Annotated in this window: 21 protein-coding genes; 10 read left to right on the plus strand and 11 right to left on the minus strand. The window is 71.5% G+C overall.

Annotated elements, in window-relative coordinates; genetic code table 11:
- Positions 1-131 precede the first annotated feature (131 nt).
- The 6 genes from ACFYY8_RS23845 to ACFYY8_RS23870 form a co-directional block, all read right to left on the minus strand.
- A complete protein-coding gene (locus tag ACFYY8_RS23845) occupies positions 132-803 on the minus strand; it encodes a hypothetical protein (protein ID WP_390044367.1) in 672 nt (223 codons plus the stop codon).
- A 4-nt stretch (positions 804-807) separates the two neighbouring features.
- A complete protein-coding gene (locus ACFYY8_RS23850; protein WP_390044370.1) occupies positions 808-2,727 on the minus strand; it encodes a M48 family metalloprotease in 1,920 nt (639 codons plus the stop codon).
- 36 nt (positions 2,728-2,763) lie between these two features.
- The gene (locus ACFYY8_RS23855; RefSeq protein WP_390044372.1) at positions 2,764-3,249 is read right to left on the minus strand and encodes a hypothetical protein; all 486 of its coding nucleotides are present in this window, start codon (positions 3,247-3,249) and stop codon (positions 2,764-2,766) included.
- Between the two features lie 180 nt (positions 3,250-3,429).
- Positions 3,430-4,398 carry an NAD(P)-dependent alcohol dehydrogenase gene (locus ACFYY8_RS23860; protein ID WP_390044374.1) on the minus strand — a complete coding sequence of 323 codons (969 nt, stop codon included), beginning with the start codon at positions 4,396-4,398 and terminating at the stop codon, positions 3,430-3,432.
- A gap of 41 nt (positions 4,399-4,439) precedes the next feature.
- Positions 4,440-4,664 carry a helix-turn-helix transcriptional regulator gene (locus ACFYY8_RS23865; RefSeq protein WP_352012849.1) on the minus strand — a complete coding sequence of 75 codons (225 nt, stop codon included), beginning with the start codon at positions 4,662-4,664 and terminating at the stop codon, positions 4,440-4,442.
- Complete coding sequence (locus tag ACFYY8_RS23870) at positions 4,658-5,086, minus strand: hypothetical protein (protein ID WP_390044376.1); 429 nt, start codon at positions 5,084-5,086, stop codon at positions 4,658-4,660. Before ACFYY8_RS23870 ends, ACFYY8_RS23865 begins: the two co-directional genes overlap by 7 nt.
- A gap of 75 nt (positions 5,087-5,161) precedes the next feature.
- Here ACFYY8_RS23870 and ACFYY8_RS23875 point away from each other — a divergent pair, with 75 nt between their 5' ends.
- Positions 5,162-5,476, plus strand: coding sequence for a MazG nucleotide pyrophosphohydrolase domain-containing protein (locus ACFYY8_RS23875; RefSeq protein WP_390044378.1), 315 nt, complete (start codon positions 5,162-5,164; stop codon positions 5,474-5,476).
- 3 nt (positions 5,477-5,479) lie between these two features.
- Here ACFYY8_RS23875 and ACFYY8_RS23880 read toward each other — a convergent pair whose 3' ends face one another.
- Both ACFYY8_RS23880 and ACFYY8_RS23885 read right to left on the minus strand, forming a co-directional pair.
- Positions 5,480-5,860, minus strand: coding sequence for a YbaB/EbfC family nucleoid-associated protein (locus tag ACFYY8_RS23880; RefSeq protein WP_390044380.1), 381 nt, complete (start codon positions 5,858-5,860; stop codon positions 5,480-5,482).
- Between the two features lie 13 nt (positions 5,861-5,873).
- Complete coding sequence (locus tag ACFYY8_RS23885; protein WP_390044382.1) at positions 5,874-6,266, minus strand: YbaB/EbfC family nucleoid-associated protein; 393 nt, start codon at positions 6,264-6,266, stop codon at positions 5,874-5,876.
- Between the two features lie 163 nt (positions 6,267-6,429).
- On the opposite strand from ACFYY8_RS23885, the gene ACFYY8_RS23890 reads away from it, so the two are divergent.
- The 8 genes from ACFYY8_RS23890 to ACFYY8_RS23925 all read left to right on the plus strand — a co-directional run bounded on the left by ACFYY8_RS23890 (position 6,430) and on the right by ACFYY8_RS23925 (position 12,902).
- Positions 6,430-6,750, plus strand: coding sequence for a hypothetical protein (locus ACFYY8_RS23890; protein ID WP_390044384.1), 321 nt, complete (start codon positions 6,430-6,432; stop codon positions 6,748-6,750).
- A complete protein-coding gene (locus ACFYY8_RS23895) occupies positions 6,741-7,664 on the plus strand; it encodes a hypothetical protein (RefSeq protein WP_390044386.1) in 924 nt (307 codons plus the stop codon). Before ACFYY8_RS23890 ends, ACFYY8_RS23895 begins: the two co-directional genes overlap by 10 nt.
- A gap of 10 nt (positions 7,665-7,674) precedes the next feature.
- Positions 7,675-7,914 carry a DUF2283 domain-containing protein gene (locus tag ACFYY8_RS23900; protein WP_390044388.1) on the plus strand — a complete coding sequence of 80 codons (240 nt, stop codon included), beginning with the start codon at positions 7,675-7,677 and terminating at the stop codon, positions 7,912-7,914.
- Positions 7,915-8,054: 140 nt separating this feature from the next.
- The gene (locus ACFYY8_RS23905; protein ID WP_390044390.1) at positions 8,055-8,648 is read left to right on the plus strand and encodes an RNA polymerase sigma factor; all 594 of its coding nucleotides are present in this window, start codon (positions 8,055-8,057) and stop codon (positions 8,646-8,648) included.
- On the plus strand, positions 8,641-9,747 hold the full coding sequence (locus ACFYY8_RS23910; RefSeq protein ID WP_390044392.1) for a CU044_5270 family protein: 1,107 nt from the start codon (positions 8,641-8,643) through the stop codon (positions 9,745-9,747). Before ACFYY8_RS23905 ends, ACFYY8_RS23910 begins: the two co-directional genes overlap by 8 nt.
- Positions 9,748-10,007: 260 nt before the next feature.
- The gene (locus ACFYY8_RS23915; RefSeq protein ID WP_390044394.1) at positions 10,008-11,207 is read left to right on the plus strand and encodes a sensor histidine kinase; all 1,200 of its coding nucleotides are present in this window, start codon (positions 10,008-10,010) and stop codon (positions 11,205-11,207) included.
- A complete protein-coding gene (locus ACFYY8_RS23920; protein ID WP_390044396.1) occupies positions 11,192-11,836 on the plus strand; it encodes a LuxR C-terminal-related transcriptional regulator in 645 nt (214 codons plus the stop codon). The genes ACFYY8_RS23915 and ACFYY8_RS23920 overlap by 16 nt, the downstream gene beginning before the upstream one ends.
- Before the next feature lie 109 nt (positions 11,837-11,945).
- Positions 11,946-12,902 carry an inositol-3-phosphate synthase gene (locus tag ACFYY8_RS23925; RefSeq protein WP_390044398.1) on the plus strand — a complete coding sequence of 319 codons (957 nt, stop codon included), beginning with the start codon at positions 11,946-11,948 and terminating at the stop codon, positions 12,900-12,902.
- Between the two features lie 5 nt (positions 12,903-12,907).
- On the opposite strand, the gene ACFYY8_RS23930 is transcribed toward ACFYY8_RS23925, so the two are convergent.
- The 3 genes from ACFYY8_RS23930 to ACFYY8_RS23940 all read right to left on the minus strand — a co-directional run bounded on the left by ACFYY8_RS23930 (position 12,908) and on the right by ACFYY8_RS23940 (position 15,128).
- Entirely contained in the window at positions 12,908-14,188 is a 1,281-nt protein-coding gene (locus ACFYY8_RS23930; protein ID WP_390044400.1) for an RNA polymerase sigma factor, read from the minus strand.
- 5 nt (positions 14,189-14,193) lie between these two features.
- The gene (locus tag ACFYY8_RS23935) at positions 14,194-14,535 is read right to left on the minus strand and encodes a YciI family protein (RefSeq protein WP_390044403.1); all 342 of its coding nucleotides are present in this window, start codon (positions 14,533-14,535) and stop codon (positions 14,194-14,196) included.
- Positions 14,536-14,684: 149 nt separating this feature from the next.
- A complete protein-coding gene (locus ACFYY8_RS23940; RefSeq protein WP_390044405.1) occupies positions 14,685-15,128 on the minus strand; it encodes an SRPBCC family protein in 444 nt (147 codons plus the stop codon).
- Positions 15,129-15,448: 320 nt separating this feature from the next.
- Here ACFYY8_RS23940 and ACFYY8_RS23945 point away from each other — a divergent pair, with 320 nt between their 5' ends.
- Positions 15,449-16,669, plus strand: a complete 1,221-nt coding sequence (locus ACFYY8_RS23945; protein WP_390044407.1) for a glycosyltransferase — start codon at positions 15,449-15,451, stop codon at positions 16,667-16,669.
- The last annotated feature ends 15 nt before the right edge of the window (positions 16,670-16,684 follow it).

Raw genomic sequence — 16,684 nt, forward strand, 5'->3', positions numbered from 1 at the left:
GCGGGGGCGCGGCCCCGCCCGCCCGGGCGCCCCCCCCCGCCCGCCCCCGCGGGGCCCCCCCGGGGGGCGGGGGGGGGGGGCCCCCCGGGGCCGCCCCCCCCCCCCGGGGGGGGGGCCCCGCGCACCACGTCTCAGACCTTGGCCGCCCGGAGTCTCGCGACCGCTCTGGCGGCGACCGCCTGGGCGGCGGCGGCCTTCGGCGGCCGGAAGGCGAGCTGGCTGAGGACCATGAGGGTGGAGCGCACCCTGGCCAGGACCAGCACCTCCCCGTAGGCCCACTCGCCGTTGACGTTCACGGTGATCCACATGGCCCGGCTCCGGTCGCCGAGGGCGGCCATCCTGATCGGGGTGACCCGCACGACGGAGACGGCCGGTCGCTCACCCCGGTAGGCGAGGCTGAACGACGAGCAGCGGGGCAGCACCCTCAGGACGCGGTCGAGGTCGTGGTCGGCGACGACGGCCGTCGGGTAGCGCCGCAGGTTCTCCACGACCCACGGTCCGAAGGCCCCCTTGGCGGCGAACCCGGCGAAGGCGTAGTCGACACCACGGTATCGGGGCCTGCTGAACTCCAGTTCGTCGAGTACGGCGGCGCACTCCGGACTGGTGCTGGCGCTGTAGGGCTTGTACTCGGGCTTCCATGGGGCGTAACCGGCGGGCAGGTCGGCGAGGGTGAGCAGCCCGCGGCCGAGCGCGGGCACGGCCCTGCTCGTGTCGCCGTCGGCCCGGCCGGCCGGCAGCACGAACAGGGCGAGCAGCAGAGGGACGGCCAGGAGAGTACGGCCAAGCGTCCCGGCACGGGACATGGCGTCACCACCCTTCGGTGGGAAACGGGGAGACGGGTTCCGGCACTGGTGCGTCGCGGTAGCGCCTGAGGTGGTCGCAGCGTCTGACGAACGCGGTCCACGCCAGTCCCTCCAGGTCCTGGGACCGGGTGCGGGCGCCGCGCAGGAACAGTTCGCCGACCTGGCGCAGAAGGCCGTCGTCCGAGTCACGCAGCGTCTCCCCCAGCCGCGCCCTGGCGGCGTGGTCGGCGGGAGCGCCGAAGCCGGACACACCGACGGTGAACAGCCCCAGGCAGATCACGCCCGCCTGGGGTGAGTCGGGGAGCGCCGCCGCGCGCGTCGTCACGGGCGGAGGGGGCGCGGGAGAGAGGATCAGCGGGCCCAGCGGGAGCACGAGGACGAGGACGAGGAGGGGCGCAGCCGTACGGAGGGGCAGGCGCAGGGCGAGCAGCGCGACCAGCGCGAGGACCAGCAGGAACAGCGCCGCCTGGGGGGTGATCATCAGGCGGGCGAGGTCGGCGGCGCCCCACTGTTCGGAGGCGGCCAGGCGGGCGGCGAGGGACCAGGTGCCCAGCACGACGGCGAGCATCAGGGCCGCCAGGGACGCCGTGTACCGCCAGGCGCGCGTCCCGGCCCTGGGCGCCCACGCGCGGGCGGCCAGGGCGAGCCAGCCGGTCACCGCCGTGGTCAGCGCCAGGAGCGTCACCGTCATCCAGATCGCGGTGCCCGGCTGGATCTCGGTCGGCTCGGCGACGGCCGTGAAGTCGGGCGCCGTGGGGATCCAGCGGCTCCACCGCACACCCGACCTGGGCGCCAGGACCAGCCCGGCCACCAGCCCCGCCCCCAGCCCGAGGCCGCAGGCCAGGACCTGGAGCCGGGTGAGGACCCGCGCCGCCCCCGCCCGCCAGACGGCCAGGCCGACGATCCCGGAGACGGGCACCGCGGCGACGAGACCGGCCACCCAGTAGGCGACGAGCGGCGGCACGGGCAGCAGCGTCCGCAGGCTCACGCCGAGTTCGGTGACGACGACTCCCGCCGCGATCCCGGTGGCGACGGCCTCGGCGGCGGAGGGCCGCAACAGCAGGTCCCGGTCGAGCAGCACCCTCAGCCGCCGTTCGTGGGGCGGGTGCAGGCGCAGCAGGCCGCGGCGTTCCTGCTTTCCGCCGGTCAGCAGGGCGAGCATGCCGCCGGACCGCAGGTCGCCGCCCCACAGGTCGGCGTCGTGCTCGCGGGCCCTGACCACGGCGGCCCAGGTGCCCGTGACCAGCAGCGCGAGCACGAGGTCGCGCCAGGTGACGGCGAGTGCCGGGGTGAGGTCGGTGACCAGCAGCGCCGAGAGCCCGACCGGCGCGACCGTCACCAGCGCCAGGCTCGCGACGGCGAAGACGGCCAGGTAGGTACGGTCGACGTCCCGGTTGCGCAGGTGGCCGAGCTCGTGGGCGAGCGTCGCGGTGACCCGCTCGGTGTCCGTCACGGTACACAGGGGGGTGTCGGAGGAGAGCATGACGCGGTGCCGGTTCCGGCGGCCGTAGACGAACATCCACAGCGGCCCGCTCTGTTCGCTGAGCATCAGCGTCGGCGTCCGGTCGAGGCCCGCCTGCTCGACGGTCTCCCGTATGGCCCGGGGCCAGGGGTCGAGCGGGCGGGCGCCGTGCCGGTAGGTGATCACGGTGGGCGCCGCCAGGTAGGCCAGCACGGTCAGGACCGCGACCAGCGCGGGACCGGCCAGCGGGACCAGCGCCTGGAGCACCAGGATCCGGGTCGAGCAGTCGAGGAACTCCTCGATCCCGGGCAGCGCGCCGCAGGCCCGGTTACGTTCGCTCCAGCCGTCCTGGACGAGCACCAGGAACCAGTAACCGCCGAAGAGCGCCCCCGCCGCGACGGTGAGGAACAGCAGCCGCAGGCGTTCGACGCTCGTCGAGGGCACCGAGGGCATCAAGGGCATCGAGGGCAGGGTGGGCGCGCCGGTCCCCCGCACGGGTCACCCCCCGGACGCGTCGGGTGGAGCGTCGAGCCCGAGTTCGCGGTGGAGCGTGCCGACGACCGCGTCGGCCAGGAGCCGGGCCCGGGGCTCCACCAGGCCCGCCGCGAGGGCGTTGGACAGGACGGCCTCCCCGATCCTGCGGCACTGCCGGTCGTCGAAGGGCGGTAGCGGCTCCTCGATGAGCCGTTTCCTCCCGCGCCGGGTCACCTGGCCGAAGAGTCCGCGTATCCCGGTGCGGGCCTGGTCGGTGATCTCGTCCTTGGCGGCGTCCAGGAGGGCACCGCCGACGAAGGAGATGACCACGGGCGTCCAGGCGGTGATCTCCACCAGGATTCCGGAGCCCATGAGACGCTCCCGGGCCCGGCCGTCCGTGGGGTTCCTGACGTAGACCGCCCAGAGCCGGGGCAGGAAGGGGAGTTCCTCGGGGCCGAGGTCGGCGATGACCGCCTCGACGATTTCGTAGGGTGTGCGCCGTTGCGACACTGACGCTCCCGATGCCAAGGGAGAATGAGGCGTATCAGAAGTTACTCCTCCCGCCGGAGAATCGCCTCACCCGCCATGGTGTTTCCACCGGATAAGCCATACCAAAACTGAATATTAACCTTTAAGGAAGATATATCCCTTAAGGGCGATATTTCGTTGTATAGCGGGACGAACACCTGGTCAGGGGACGGTGACCACCACCTTGCCCCGCGCATTCCCCTCCTGGACATAGCGGATGGCCTCGGCCACCCGCTCCAGTGGATACGTGCGGTCGACGACGGGGGTGACCTTTCCCGCCTCGATGAGTTCTTTCATGAGAAGAAGGTCGGCGCGGTCGTCGGTGTGCACCCGCACCCGCAGGCTCTGCCCGACGAACGGCGACAGCGCGAAGGCCCTGAACCAGCGGTCGGTCCCCCAGAACCAGGGGCCGCCGGTCCCCCCGACGATCACGAGGGTCCCGCGCGGCTTCAGCGCGCGACGGCACTCGGCCAGGGACGGGCTCCCCTGCACGTCGAGGATGAGGTCGTAGCGCTCCCCCCGGTCGGCGAACCTCTCCCTGGTGTGGTCGACGACGTCCTCGGCCCCCAGGGAACGCACGAGGTCGGCCTTGGCCGGGCCGCAGACACCGGTGACGACGGCGCCGTACGAGCGGGCGATCTGCACGGCGAACGTGCCGACGCCTCCGGAGGCGCCGTTGACCAGGACCCGCTGCCCCGGGCCGATCCGCCCGTCGCGCAGGCCCTGCAGGGCGGTGAACGACGAGATGGGTACGGCGGCGGCCTGCTCCAGGGAGAGATTGACCGGTTTCGGCAGGAGCTGCCCCTCGGGGACGGCGACGTACTCGGCGAAGGAGCCGCCGCACCAGCCGAAGACCTCGTCTCCCGGCTCGAACTCCGTGACGTTCGCGCCGACCTCCTCGACGCGTCCGGCGACCTCAAGCCCGGCGACGGGGTTCCTCGGCCTGCGCAGCCCGGTCACGAACCGGGCGACGTACGGCATGCCCCGCATGAGGTGCCAGTCGTCTCCCCCGATGGGGGCCGCGTGGACCCTGACCAGCACCTCCCCGTCCCGGGGGACCGGCCTGGGGATCTCCTTGAGCCGTAACACCTCGTCGGGCGGGCCGTACCGCTCGTGGGTGATCGCGCGCATGACCGTATCTCCTCACTGACTGGGGGTCGCGAGGAGCGGGGTCACTCCTCGGTTTCGGGGTACTGGAAGACGTCGTCGAGCGGGACGCCGAAGACCCGGGCGATGCGGAAGGCCATCTCCAGGGACGGCGAGTAGCGGCCCTGCTCGATGGCGATGACGGTCTGACGGGTCACGCCGACGCGTTCGGCGAGCTCCGCCTGCGTCATCTCGCCCTGGGCGAATCTGAGGGACCGGATCGTGTTCGTGATCCTGGTCGGCTTCACCACGTCTGGAAACCCCTGCGGTAGGCGATGATCTTGGTCGCCGATCCGAGGACCGCCGACAGGACGAACGCCAGATAGATCACGTTGGCGATCCAGAAGTGGTCCAGCCTGGCCATGGCCATGGCGAGCGCCGCCACGCCACCCGCGACGACGAACCACCGGCCGACGTACTCGCCGAACCGGTAGATCTCCCGGTCGCGCTGGTCCCTCCTGTCGGCGTCCCCGGGTGAGGCTATCGCGAGCGCCGCGTCGAGCACGATCGTCGCCACGATCGCCGAGCCGACGGTCCACAGCAGCACCGGAACGTACGGCACGGCGGCCAGGGCGCCGTCGCCCATCCGTCCGAGGACGACCGACACGTAGGTCACGTAGGACACGACCGTGACCACCAGCATGACCCAGGCGCGTTTCTCTTCCGCCGACATGCCTCCAATGTAAAGCAAACAAAACATCATGTCTACTTTTCTTTACATCACCGAGCGTGGTCGTACGCTCCCCGCATGGATCTGCGACGGCTCACGGACGAGGTCGAGGCCGTGTCGAGCGCCTACGCCCACAGGCACGGCTTCACCAGGGACGCCACCTGGTTCCTGCTGAAGCTTCAGGAGGAGGTCGGCGAGCTGACGCAGGCCTTCCTCATGCGCTCAGGACAGGCCAGGAGCAAGGGCCGCTCCCCCGAGGAACTCGACGAGGACCTGCGTGCCGAACTGGCCGACGTCCTGGCGCACGTCCTGCTGATGGCCCGCCATCACGGGGTCGACCTGGAGGCGGAGATCGACCGCAAGTGGATGCCCTGGCACCCGGACCGGGGGTGAGAACTACCGCCAGGGGGTGTCGAGGAGCCGTTCGAACTGGGCGGTGGCCTCGGCCGGGTCGAATCCGGCGATCCCCTCGCGCATCATCTCCTCGATCCTGCGTGTCGCGTCCAGCCTGGCCCGCGCGACGGCCGAGCGCACCTCCTCGGCGAGGACGTGGCTGCCGAGCCTCATGGCACGGGGGTCGAACACGACCTCCAGCACCCGCCCCTCGGCCGTCACGGTCGCCGTGACTTGACCGGACTCCCCGCGCCCCTCGCCGACGACCTCGTCGAGAGCGCCTTGGGCCTCCTGAATCCATGCCAGGACCCGGTCCGCCTGGGTGTCGGCCAGGGCGAGGTCCTCCTCGCGGATGTCAGCGGGGTCGATGCGGGAGCCGTACACGCGAGTCTCCGAATCAGAACAGGTTGCGGGCGATCTGGTCGACCCGGTCGCGGATGAAGTGCTCGTCGGGCGGTTCCGGCAGACCTTCGGTCTCGGCGAGGGCCCGCTCGACGATCTCCTGGGCCAGCCGAGCCGCCTCGTCCTGGGCGGCCTGGAGCACCTCGGTCACCTGCCTGCCCAGAGCCGTGTGGTCGAGCCGCATGGCCCTGGGGTCGAGGCGGACCTCGACCACGTCGCCCGGCCCGTTCGACACGGCCTCCACCAGGCCGTCGGCGCTCCGCGCCCGCCCGGACGCCTCGCGAACCCCGGCCTGCGCCTCCCGCAGCCGTTCCATCATCCCGCGCCCCTGGAGCAGGACTCGCTCCAGACGCTCGACGTCGTCGTCGGGCGAGGGGTGGGTGGACATGTCGGCTCCGATGGTGAGGCGCTGCTGGTGAGGTACCGCTGGGTTCCCGGCTCTGGAACGCCGCCTGGCAGCGAATCCGTCGAAGAGCTATAGATAACTAAATATCATCATTCAGGGCATCTTTCGGATCTATTCACTCGATCTTCCGACTAGTGTCACCGGCATGAGTTCCGGATTCGAGATCTCCCGGGGGACGCTGGAGCAGGAGTCCTCCCGGATGCGAACGCACGGCGAGGACTACGCCGCGGCCGTACGGCGGCTCAGGGAACGCGGACTCGGCGGCTCGTCCTGGGGGGACAACGGCCTGCTGTCCACGTTCCTCCACTCCTACTCCGAGGCCGGAATGGTCGGTCTCGACGCCCTGACCGGCCTGTCCCAGGTGATCGACGGCACCGGCGGGGCCATGAGCACCGTGGTCGCCAACACCGACGTCGCCGAACAGGCGAGCATCCCGTACGGCCAGGCGGGTCCCGCATGGGGGTGACGGTTCCCCCGCAGGTCGACACGATGCTCAGCCTGCTCGGTGTGCCCTGGCCGAACGTCGACGAGGACGAGATCCGCAAGGACGCCGACGCCTGGCGGACCGTACTGGCCGGTGCCGAACCCGCGACGGCCCGGACCCAGGCGACGGTCGAGCGCGTGCAACAGGGCTACCGCGGCGACTCCGCGACCGAGTTGGCGAGCTACTGGGAGGAGACCGGCGGGCATCTCGGCCAGGCCGCCTCCGCCGTCAGGTCCGCCCCCGTGGTGCTCGACAACACCGCCTGGCTCACCACCGGCGTGAAACTCGCCGTGGGAACCGCGGCCGTCTACGCCACCGTACGGGTGGCCAGGGCGCTGCTGGTCGGTGGCCCGTTCGGCGGGGCCGCGGCGACGGCGGAGATGTACCGCACGCGCGCCCTGATCGGCCGCCTCCAGCGCGAGGGCGCCGAGGGCGTGGGCAAGGTGCTGACTCCCGCGCTCAACCGCCGGGTCACCGAGCGGTTCCGCCGTGTCCTCGACAACCTCAGGCCCCCCGGCGGACCGCCTCTCGCGCTCGCCGGAGGCCGTGTCCCGGTCCGCACCGTCGGCCCGAGAGCGACCTCCCCCAGGGACGGCATGGCCCTGATGGGCCGCAACAACGGCAACGCCAGGGCGGGCGGCAACGGCCGCCGGGGCGGTGCCGGCAGGCGCGGTGGAGGAGGCGGCGGCGGAGGCAACCGGGCCGGCAGCGGGGCCAAGTCAGGGCACACCGAGATCCGTCAGATCCAGCGTGGCATCAGCGACGATATGATCGAACAGGCCTTGAGGTCGCCCGCCAAGCCCGGCAACACCAAGGACACCAGGGTCCACGAGAGTCAGAAGGTCCGCGTCGTGGTGAACAAGGCCGGAGGCATCGTCTCGGCCATGTGGCGGTAGGGAGATGGCCTTGCATGTAGAGCACGACGCCGAGAACGACGTCGCCTATGTCTACCTGGTCGAGGAGATCGCCCCGGGTGAGGCGAAGACCCAGATCCTGGTCGAGAACCCGGCGCTGCGGGGTGAGGTGATCCTCGACCTCGACGAGCACGGCCGTCTGCTGGGTGTCGAGGTCATCGGCGCCTCCACCGTGCTGTCCCCGGAGACCCTGGCCGAGTCCGAGGAGGACGGCACGCCGTACGAGGGGTGAGGTCCCCGCGCTGATCCTCGTCCCACCCCGGTCGGCGGTCGGCGGTCGGCGTGAAGAAGACAGGCTCGTTTCAGCAAGTAGAGGTGTGAACCCACAAAAAACACCTCTGATGGCCGTCGATGCCCCCGATGGGGGCTGACGTGAAGGTCAGCACCCCATCGCGAGAGGCCGAGGACGCCCATGCGATCGAGGAGTCCCTCCACGTCCCTGAACGGTTCGCGGTCCTCTACGACCGCTACTTTCCGGACATTCACCGCTATGTCGCGGGCAGGCTGGGCACCCAGACCGCCGACGACCTGACGGCAGAGGTCTTCCTCGCGGCCTTCCGCGGCCGCGAGGGCTTCGACCCCGCCCGGGGAACGGTCCGCGGCTGGCTGTACGGCATCGCCACCAACCTCCTCGCCCGCCACCGTGGCCAGGAGGCACACCACCTGCGCGCCCTGTACCGGATGTCGGCCGACGACCGGATCGACGCCGGGCACGAGGAACTGGTGACCGGACGGCTCACCGCCGCGGGCGTGCGGGGGCCGCTCGCGGCGGCTCTGGAGGCGATGCCGGAGGCCGACCGTGACGTGCTGTTGCTTCTCGCGCTGGCCGAGCTCAGCTACGAGGAGATCGCGCACGCCCTCGGCGTCCCCATGGGAACCGTCGGATCGCGGCTCAACCGCGTCCGCAGAAAGCTGCGAGCCGCCCTCGGCGGCGTCAACCCCTTGATCGGAGCATCGGATGGATGACCTCGCCCAGATCCGCGCGCTGATGTCGGTGCCGCCGCCCACGCCGGACGTGGTCACCGCGGGCAGGGCACGACTCACCGCCGCCTTCCAGGAAACCGTTTCCCCGGAGCCCGTTCACCGGGAACCCACTGTCAACCGGATCCGCAGGGCCATACGGGCGGCCAGGTGGACCGCCCTCGGCGCGGGTCTGCTCGGTGTCGCGGCCACCACGGCCATCGTGCTCTCACAGGGGCCCACCCCGGCTCCCGCGCCCACGCACTCCGTGGCGATGCTGTCCGCGAAGGACGTCTTCCTGGCCGCCGCGAACTCGACCGTCAAGACGCCCACGACCGGGAAGTACTGGGTGCGCAAGGCCGTCAACGGCCGCCGGCTCGACTCTCCCGACAAGCGCTACCGTCTTGAGAAGACCACCGCGGTCGAGTCCTGGGTCCCGCGGACACCGGGTGGACGCGCGTGGACGATCACGCAGGAGCGGGGAATCGTCCCGGCGACGCCCGAGGACGAGAAGGCCTGGCGGGCCGCGGGCTCCCCGCGGAGCTGGACCTACCCCGATCGGAAGATCACGCTCCACGCCGAACCGGGGGAACGCCAGGCGGCGTGGAGCGACACCGGTGGTTCGATGACCCTGCTCGACACCCCCATGACCCCGCAGGCGCTGCGGGCGCTGCCGACGACCCCCGAGGGGATGCGGACCTACCTGGAGAAGGTCGTCGCCGACGGGTACGGCGCCGAGCCGGTCAACGTGAACGCCAACGTCTTCCAGTACGGCACGCAGCTCGTCATGGACTTCCCCGTCTCCGCCGAGGTGCGGGCCGCGGTCTACCGCATGTGCGCCACGTTGCCCGGTGTGAAGTCCCTCGGCGCGGTCACCGATCCGTTCGGCCGTACCGGTCAGGCGGTCAGTTTCCAGGAGGGGTCCGCCGCGCGGACCCGGTTCGTGCTGGACACCACCACGGGACAGCCGCTCGCGTCCGAGTCGGCCAACTCCTACCGTGGCGAGCGGATCGAGTCCTACGCGGCGATCAGCTCCCTCACCTGGACCGACGAGGAGCCCGCCCTCCCCGCCAAGCAGAGCCCTTCGGACCGTCCGGCTGACTGACCCGCGTACGACCGCTCCGCCCGGCCACGCCTCATCCGGTGTGTCCGGGCGGAGCTTTCCCGGCTGATCCGCCACAGACATCACGAAGCGGACAGGAGGCCTAATATCGGCCTGGACGCACGAACGAGTGGGGCTGGACCCACTGTGGTCACGCGCCCCGCACGGTGCACAGTGGAGGCACCGAAAAAGCGAGGGAAGACATGAGACGCCTGGCATCGTGGCTGACATGTGCGGGGACGGGCTTCGTACGGTCATGCGTCGTGGCGGCCGTCAGCCTGCTGGTCCCGGCCGTGTGGGCGGCCGCCGTGGCGCTGTGGATCCGGGTGTGGCACGGAGACCTGTGGTCGGGGATCGTCCCGCTCCTGTGGGCCTGCGTCGGCACACTCGCCCTGACCCGCCCGGTCTGCCGGATGGTCCGCTCCCTCGTCGCGAGATGGACGGGAACCGTCATCCCCGCCGGGTACCGGCAGCCGGGACCGGTGACGCAGCTGTCCACCGGATACTGGTGGAACGGCCACTCCTACGAGCGCAGCGATCGCGACGCCCTCATGGACCAGAGGTGGCGGCTCCGGTGGAAGGACCCGGCGAACCGGCGTGACCTGCGGTTCGTGGCCATCATGCCGTTCACCGCGGGAGTGTCCGCGGTCATCCCGCCTGCCGGGATCGCGGGAGCGATCGTCGGACTCTCCCAGCCGTCACCCGTCATGCGTCTTCTCGGCGTGTTCAGCGGCGCCGTGGCCGTCTTCCGCTCCCCGGACTCCTGGCGGGTCGTCGAGCCGGTGGCCGTCCGCTTCCTGCGCCCGTCGTCCGCGATGGCACTGGCGGAACGGGTCGACGAACTGACCGCCCAGCGCGCGGACACCACCGTCGCGCAGGCCGCCGAGATCCGCAGGATCGAGCGGGACCTGCACGACGGGGCGCAGGCACGCCTGGTCGCGCTCGGGATGTCGCTGGCGACCGTGGAGAAACTCATGAGGACCGACCCCGACCAGGCCGCCGAACTGCTGCGGGGAGCGAGGGCAGGCGCCGCCACCTCGCTGGCCGAGCTGCGCGACCTGGTCAGGGGCATCAACCCGCCGGTGCTCAGCGAGCGGGGTCTCGTCGACGCCGTCCGCGCCCTCGCCCTGGACAGCCCGCTCGAAACGACCGTCAGCGCCGACGCGCGGCTGAGCCTGGACCTGCCGATCGAGTCCGCCCTCTACTTCGGGATCGCCGAACTGCTGACCAACGCGGCCAAGCACGCCCACGCGACCCTGGCGCGCGTCTCCATCGTCCGGGACGAGACCGGTGTCGTCGTCGACGTCGAGGACGACGGCCGGGGCGGGGCCGACATGCGGACCGGCGGCGGACTCGACGGGCTGCGCCGTCGCCTCGCCGTCTTCGACGGCACCCTGGCGGTCACCAGCCCGGCAGGCGGCCCAACCCACGTGAGGATGATGGTGCCATGCGCGTCGTCGTAGCCGAAGACCTCTATCTCCTGCGTGACGGGATGATCCGCCTCCTCCAGGCTTACGGGCACGAGGTCGTGGCGACGGCCACCACCGGGCCCGAGACGCTCGACGCGCTGCTGAAGTGGCGGCCGGACGTCTCCGTGGTCGACGTCCGGATGCCGCCGACCCAGTCGGACGAGGGCCTGAAGGCCGCGCTCGCCGCCCGTCGCGAGGTGCCCGGCCTGCCGGTCCTGATCCTCTCCCAGCACGTCGAACAGCTCTACGCCCGGGAGCTCCTGGCCGACGGCACCGGAGGGGTCGGCTACCTCCTCAAGGAGAGCGTGTTCGACGCCGACCAGTTCGTCGACGCCATGGAGCGCGTCGCCGGAGGCGGGACCGCCATGGACCCGGCCGTCATCGCCAGGCTGCTCTCCAGCGGCTCCACGAACAGGCGGCTCGAAGGCCTCACCGAACGCGAGCACTCCGTACTCGCCCTGATGGCCGAAGGGCTGTCCAACCAGGCCATCGGTCAGCGGCTCTTCCTCAGCGAGAGCGCCATCGGCAAGTACACGACCTCGATGTTCGACAAACTCGGCATCACCGACGACCACCACAACCGCCGTGTCCTGGCCGTCCTCACCTATCTCAACAAAGCCTGACATTCCCATCGCCGTACGCCGTGGACGTACGGCGATGGGTCCTCGACGCGAGTGAGCCGCTCCCCGCACAGGCGCACCTGATGAGCGCGCGCCGCCGTACCTTGAAAGCATGATCGAACAGGCTAAGGTCGCGGTTGTCGGTGTCGGTAACAACGTGTCCGCGTTTCTGCAGGGGATGGCCCTGTACCGGGCCACGGGGGAACTGGTCGGGGTCCGGCAGCCGGTGCTCGGGGGGATGGGCGTCGGCGACATCGACTTCGTGGCGGCGTTCGCCATGTCCCCGGAGAAAGTCGGGAAGGACCTCGCCGAGGCGATCCTCATGCCGCCAAACAACTTCCCGCGGATCGTCGACGACCTGCCGCCGTCGGGCGTCACGGTGCGCCGTGGTCTCACGGCCGACGACGCCGGTGCCGACGCCGCCGAGGTGGAGCGGGTGGCCGGGGAACTCGCCGGGGCCGAGGTGGTGCTCTACGCGGCCCCCAGCGGAAGGCAGAGAACGGCGGAGGCCTACGCCGAGGCGGCGCTGCGGGCGGGCGCGGCGTTCGTCAACATCACCTCGGACACGGTGGCCCGTGATCCACGGTGGCTGGACCGGTTCACCGAGGCCGGGCTTCCCCTGCTGGGGGACGACCTGACCAGCCAGTTCGGCACGTCCATCGTGCACCACGCCCTGTTGCGGCTGCTGGAGGAGCGAGGGCTCACCCTGGTCAGCTCCTACCAGGTCAATCTGGGCGGCACCGAGGACTTCCGCAACCTGGTGGAGAACGACAACACCAAGATGCGGTCCAAGCTCAACGCCCTGGGCACGACCGGGCGGGTGGAGCTGGCCCCGCTCGGATACCTGCCACACCTGGAGTCGCACAAGGTGGCGCACATCAACATCGAGGCGCGGGCGTGGGGAGGGGCCCCGGTCAGTCTGGACCTGAAGCTGAAGGTGCACGACCCCAGCGGCGGCGCCGGGGTGATCGTCGACCTGGTCCGCATCGCGGCGCACGCGCTCCGGCGGCGGCGCGGCGGCTGTCCCCCCGAGACGGCGTCGCTGCTCAAGTCCCCGCCCACCGTCTAGGCCGTCTACCTGGAAGGCTCCGGCTTCTCGGCCGTCCAGCCGTACAGTCGCCGCTGTAGGTGGCGGTGTTCGACGTCATTGCGCGCGAGTCCCAGTGCCTGGCGCATCAGCGCGCGCGCCTCATCCAGCCGGCCGAGATCGGCGTGCAGTTCGGCGCGCAGCACCAGGGAGCGATAGCTGTCATAGCCCACGGGAAGGGCGTCGGCCTCGGCCAGTGCGGCGGCCGGCCCTCGGGCCAGGGCGACGGCCGCGGCCCGGTTGGTCAGCACCGCCGTGGAGGGGGCATGTTCGGCCAGTCGGTCGTACACCGCGACGACGGCGTCGTGATCCGGGGACGGTTGGGTCTGGAGGGCGGCGATGGCGGCCCGCAACACCCACGGGCCCGGCCGGTCCCCGCCGCGACGCAACGCCAGGGTCGCAAGGCCGAGCCCGCGGTCGACGTCGTTCCACCGCCAGCGGTCGCGGTCCTGGTCGGCCAGCAACACCAGATCGCCGTTGTCATCCGTACGGGCGTCGCGGCGGGCGTCGGTGAGCAGCAGCAGCGCCGACAGGCCCAGCACCTCGGCCTCGTCGGGCAGCAACCGCCGCAGCAGCGCGGCCAGGCGAAGCGCCTCGTCGCACAGGGCGGCCCGCACCAGGACCGGGCCCTCGGTGGCGACGTACCCCTCGGTGAACAGTAGCCCGACCACGGCCAGTACGGCCTCCAGCCGGTCGGGCCAGGCGGCACGGGGCGGGACCTCGAACGTGATGACGGCGTCGCGGATCTTCCGCTTGGCCCGCACCAGACGCTGGGCGACGGTGGCCTCGCTGGTCAGCATGAGCCGTGCGGTCTCGGCGGCGCTCAACCCGCACAGCAGCCGAAGGGCCAGAGTCACCTGCGCCGAGGGCGCCAGAGCGGGGTGACAGCAGGTGAACACCAGACGTAGCACGTCCTCCGCGGCCGTGTCGGACCAGCGCACCGCCCCGAAGGGGTCGTCGGGGTCGCTCACGCTGTCGGTGCCCGGCTCGTCCCGCAGGTCACCGGCCAGGACGGCAAGCTTGGCCCTGCCGGTGCGGTCGCGACGCACCCGGTCCAGGATCTTGCGACGTGCGGTGGTCCACAGCCAGGCACCCGGCCGGTCGGGAACGCCCGAACCCGGCCAGGTCTCCAGCGCGGCGGCGACGGCGTCGGCGGCCGCCTCCTCGGCCAGGTCGAGGTCTCCGCTCCACCGGGCCAGGGCCGCCACCAGCGTGACCCATTCGGCCCGGTAGACCCGCGCGACGACGTCCTCGACCGAGGCGGACACGTTCGTCAGCCCAGCTCGGCCAGGGGGCGGATCTCCAGGGAACCGTACTCCGCAGCCGGGCAGCCGTCGGCGTACGCCAGAACCGCGTCCAGGTCGGGGGCCTCGACGATCCAGAATCCGCCGAAGGACTCGGTCAGATCGGCGTAGGGCCCGTCGGTCAGCAGAGTTCGCTCGTCACGGACCCGCACGGTGGTCGCGGTCTCAGCCGCCTGCAACCGCTCGGCGCCGCGCAGCACCCCCGAATCGGCCAGCGCCTGGGTGAAGGACACGAATCGCTCCATGGCGGCCTGGTGCGCGTCCGGGGACAGGGCCGCCAGCCCGGAGGGGTCGATGTGAGACATCAGCATGTAACGCATGATCTTCGCTTTCGTCGTGGCGGTGACGCCGCCTGCCATCTGTCCGGCCGTCGGCGAACGAGGTTCCGACAGCCTGGGTTCCGTCTGAGGAGATCCGCTCCGGCCGCTGTTCCGGCTCGGAGGAGGCGAAGAGCCGGTTGTCAGGCGAACCGCGCCCGCAACGCGGCCAGTGACCTGTCCAGCGCCACGCCGGCCCGCCGGGGGATACCGATGAGCCGCACCAGCCGACGCGCTCGTTTGGCGCTGTAGTCGAACGTCTCGGTCACCTCGGTGCCGCCGGTCACGGCGCGCAACTGCCAGCGCCACACATGTCGGCCACGGTGCCGCCAGGCGATGAGCGTGTCGCTCTCGAACTCCACCACGGTGTTGGTGGTCGTGTATCCCTTCATCCGCATCCGGAACAGTGAGCCCAGTTCCAGACGGTCGGGGCCGTCGATCACCCCCTTGACCGATCCGGTCCCATCCAGCTCCGCGTGCCGGTGGGGATCGGCGAGCAGCGCGAAGATCGTCGTGGGGTCGGCCGGGACGACGATCCGGCGGACCACCCGCCCCCGCGCCCGATCGGTCGTCACGGTCCTGGTCATGGGTTTCCTCCGGTCACTTGCTCTGACATCTCCCCGACGAACGGGCGGCCCGTTTTTCGACAGGGCCTCGCAGCGTTTTTCGCGCGGTATGGCGGGCCCTTCCGGGATCGCGGCATCGCGAAGATCGCGAGCTCGTGCGGCAGGATCGGCGCCTCCCCGCTTGGCGAGGGACCTGTCCGTACGATCGCGGACACAAAAAAAGGGGCGTTCGCCCCTTTCCACTCTCAACGTATAGCGCATGGGGGGACTTGCCACAAGGCCCCGGGTATGCCGCAGAATCGTCGGCCGAGGCCAGGATCTGCGAAAACGGGGGACGCGGAATGCGTGTGGTGTTGTCGACGTACGGCTCGCGAGGGGACGTCGAACCACTGGTGGCGCTGGCGGTGCGGCTACGGGAACACGGCGTGGAGGTGCGGGTGTGCGCGCCGCCGGACGATGACTTCGCCCGGCGGCTGGCCGGGGTCGGTGTGCCGCTGGTGCCGGTCGGCCCGTCGGCCCGGGCGCTGACGACGGCGGCGCCGCCGACGGCGGGAGACCTGCCCCGGCGCGCGGCCGAGGTGATCGCCGGCCAGTTCGAGGCGCTCACCCCGGCGGCCGAGGGGTGCGACGCGCTGGTGGCGACCGGCATGATGCCCGCCGCCGCGGGCGCGCTCTCGGTGGCCGAACGGCTGGGCGTCCCCTCGGTCTCCGTGACCTTCCAGCAGCTCACCCTGCCGTCGCCGTACCACGCGCCGCTGGCCTATCCGGGCAGGCCGTTCCCGGCCGAGGTGACCGACAGGCGGACGCTGTGGGACCTGGACGCCGGGAACATCAACGAACTGTTCGGTGAGGCGCTCAACGTCAACCGCGTGGCGGCCGGGCTGCCACCGGTCGACGACGTCCGTGGCTACGTCGTCGGCGAGCGGCCGTGGCTGGCCACGGACCCGGTCCTGGACCCGTGGCTGGAGACGCCGGAGCTCGACGTCGTGCAGACCGGCGCGTGGACGCTGCCCGACGAACGGCCGCTCCCGGCCGAGCTGACGGCCTTCCTCGACGCCGGGGAGCCCCCGGTCTACGTGGGCTTCGGCAGCATGCCCATGCGGTCCGTGAAAGCCGAGGAGGTCGTCGAGGCGGTCCGGGCATGGGGCCGTCGCGTGGTCCTCGCCCGTGGCTGGGCCGACCTGGCCCCGATCGGCGGCCGGGACGACTGCTTCGTCGTCGGCGAGGTCAACCACCAGGCGTTGTTCGGCCGGGTGGCCGCCGTCGTGCACCACGGCGGCGCGGGCACCACGACGACGGCCACCCGGGCGGGCGCGCCCCAGGTCGTCGTGCCCCAGGCGGCCGACCAGCCGTACTGGGCGGGCAGGGTGGCCGGGCTGGGCGTCGGCGTGGCGCACGACGGCCCGGTCCCGACGGCCGAGTCCCTGTCGGCCGCGCTCGGGGCCATACTGAGCCCCGAGACCCGGGCGCGGGCGACCGCCGTGGCCGACACGGTCCGCACCGACGGTACGGCGGTGGCCGCGCGGCTGCTGCTCGACATGATCGGCGGTAAGAGGCCGTGAACCGCTCAGAATCGC

Source organism: Streptosporangium sp. NPDC001559 (assembly GCF_042893955.1).
GTDB lineage: Bacteria > Actinomycetota > Actinomycetes > Streptosporangiales > Streptosporangiaceae > Streptosporangium.

Excerpts from the sequence above, each read along its gene's own strand:
- ACFYY8_RS23910 (WP_390044392.1), top strand. The coding sequence starts at position 8,641 with ATGGATGACCTCGCCCAGATCCGCGCGCTGATGTCGGTGCCGCCGCCC.
- ACFYY8_RS23890 (WP_390044384.1), top strand. The coding sequence starts at position 6,430 with ATGAGTTCCGGATTCGAGATCTCCCGGGGGACGCTGGAGCAGGAGTCC.
- ACFYY8_RS23850 (WP_390044370.1), bottom strand. The coding sequence starts at position 2,727 with ATGCCCTTGATGCCCTCGGTGCCCTCGACGAGCGTCGAACGCCTGCGG.
- ACFYY8_RS23940 (WP_390044405.1), bottom strand. The coding sequence starts at position 15,128 with ATGACCAGGACCGTGACGACCGATCGGGCGCGGGGGCGGGTGGTCCGC.
- ACFYY8_RS23885 (WP_390044382.1), bottom strand. The coding sequence starts at position 6,266 with ATGTCCACCCACCCCTCGCCCGACGACGACGTCGAGCGTCTGGAGCGA.
- ACFYY8_RS23870 (WP_390044376.1), bottom strand. The coding sequence starts at position 5,086 with ATGTCGGCGGAAGAGAAACGCGCCTGGGTCATGCTGGTGGTCACGGTC.
- ACFYY8_RS23895 (WP_390044386.1), top strand. The coding sequence starts at position 6,741 with ATGGGGGTGACGGTTCCCCCGCAGGTCGACACGATGCTCAGCCTGCTC.
- ACFYY8_RS23935 (WP_390044403.1), bottom strand. The coding sequence starts at position 14,535 with ATGCTGATGTCTCACATCGACCCCTCCGGGCTGGCGGCCCTGTCCCCG.
- ACFYY8_RS23945 (WP_390044407.1), top strand. The coding sequence starts at position 15,449 with ATGCGTGTGGTGTTGTCGACGTACGGCTCGCGAGGGGACGTCGAACCA.
- ACFYY8_RS23860 (WP_390044374.1), bottom strand. The coding sequence starts at position 4,398 with ATGCGCGCGATCACCCACGAGCGGTACGGCCCGCCCGACGAGGTGTTA.
- ACFYY8_RS23845 (WP_390044367.1), bottom strand. The coding sequence starts at position 803 with ATGTCCCGTGCCGGGACGCTTGGCCGTACTCTCCTGGCCGTCCCTCTG.
- ACFYY8_RS23925 (WP_390044398.1), top strand. The coding sequence starts at position 11,946 with ATGATCGAACAGGCTAAGGTCGCGGTTGTCGGTGTCGGTAACAACGTG.
- ACFYY8_RS23920 (WP_390044396.1), top strand. The coding sequence starts at position 11,192 with ATGCGCGTCGTCGTAGCCGAAGACCTCTATCTCCTGCGTGACGGGATG.
- ACFYY8_RS23875 (WP_390044378.1), top strand. The coding sequence starts at position 5,162 with ATGGATCTGCGACGGCTCACGGACGAGGTCGAGGCCGTGTCGAGCGCC.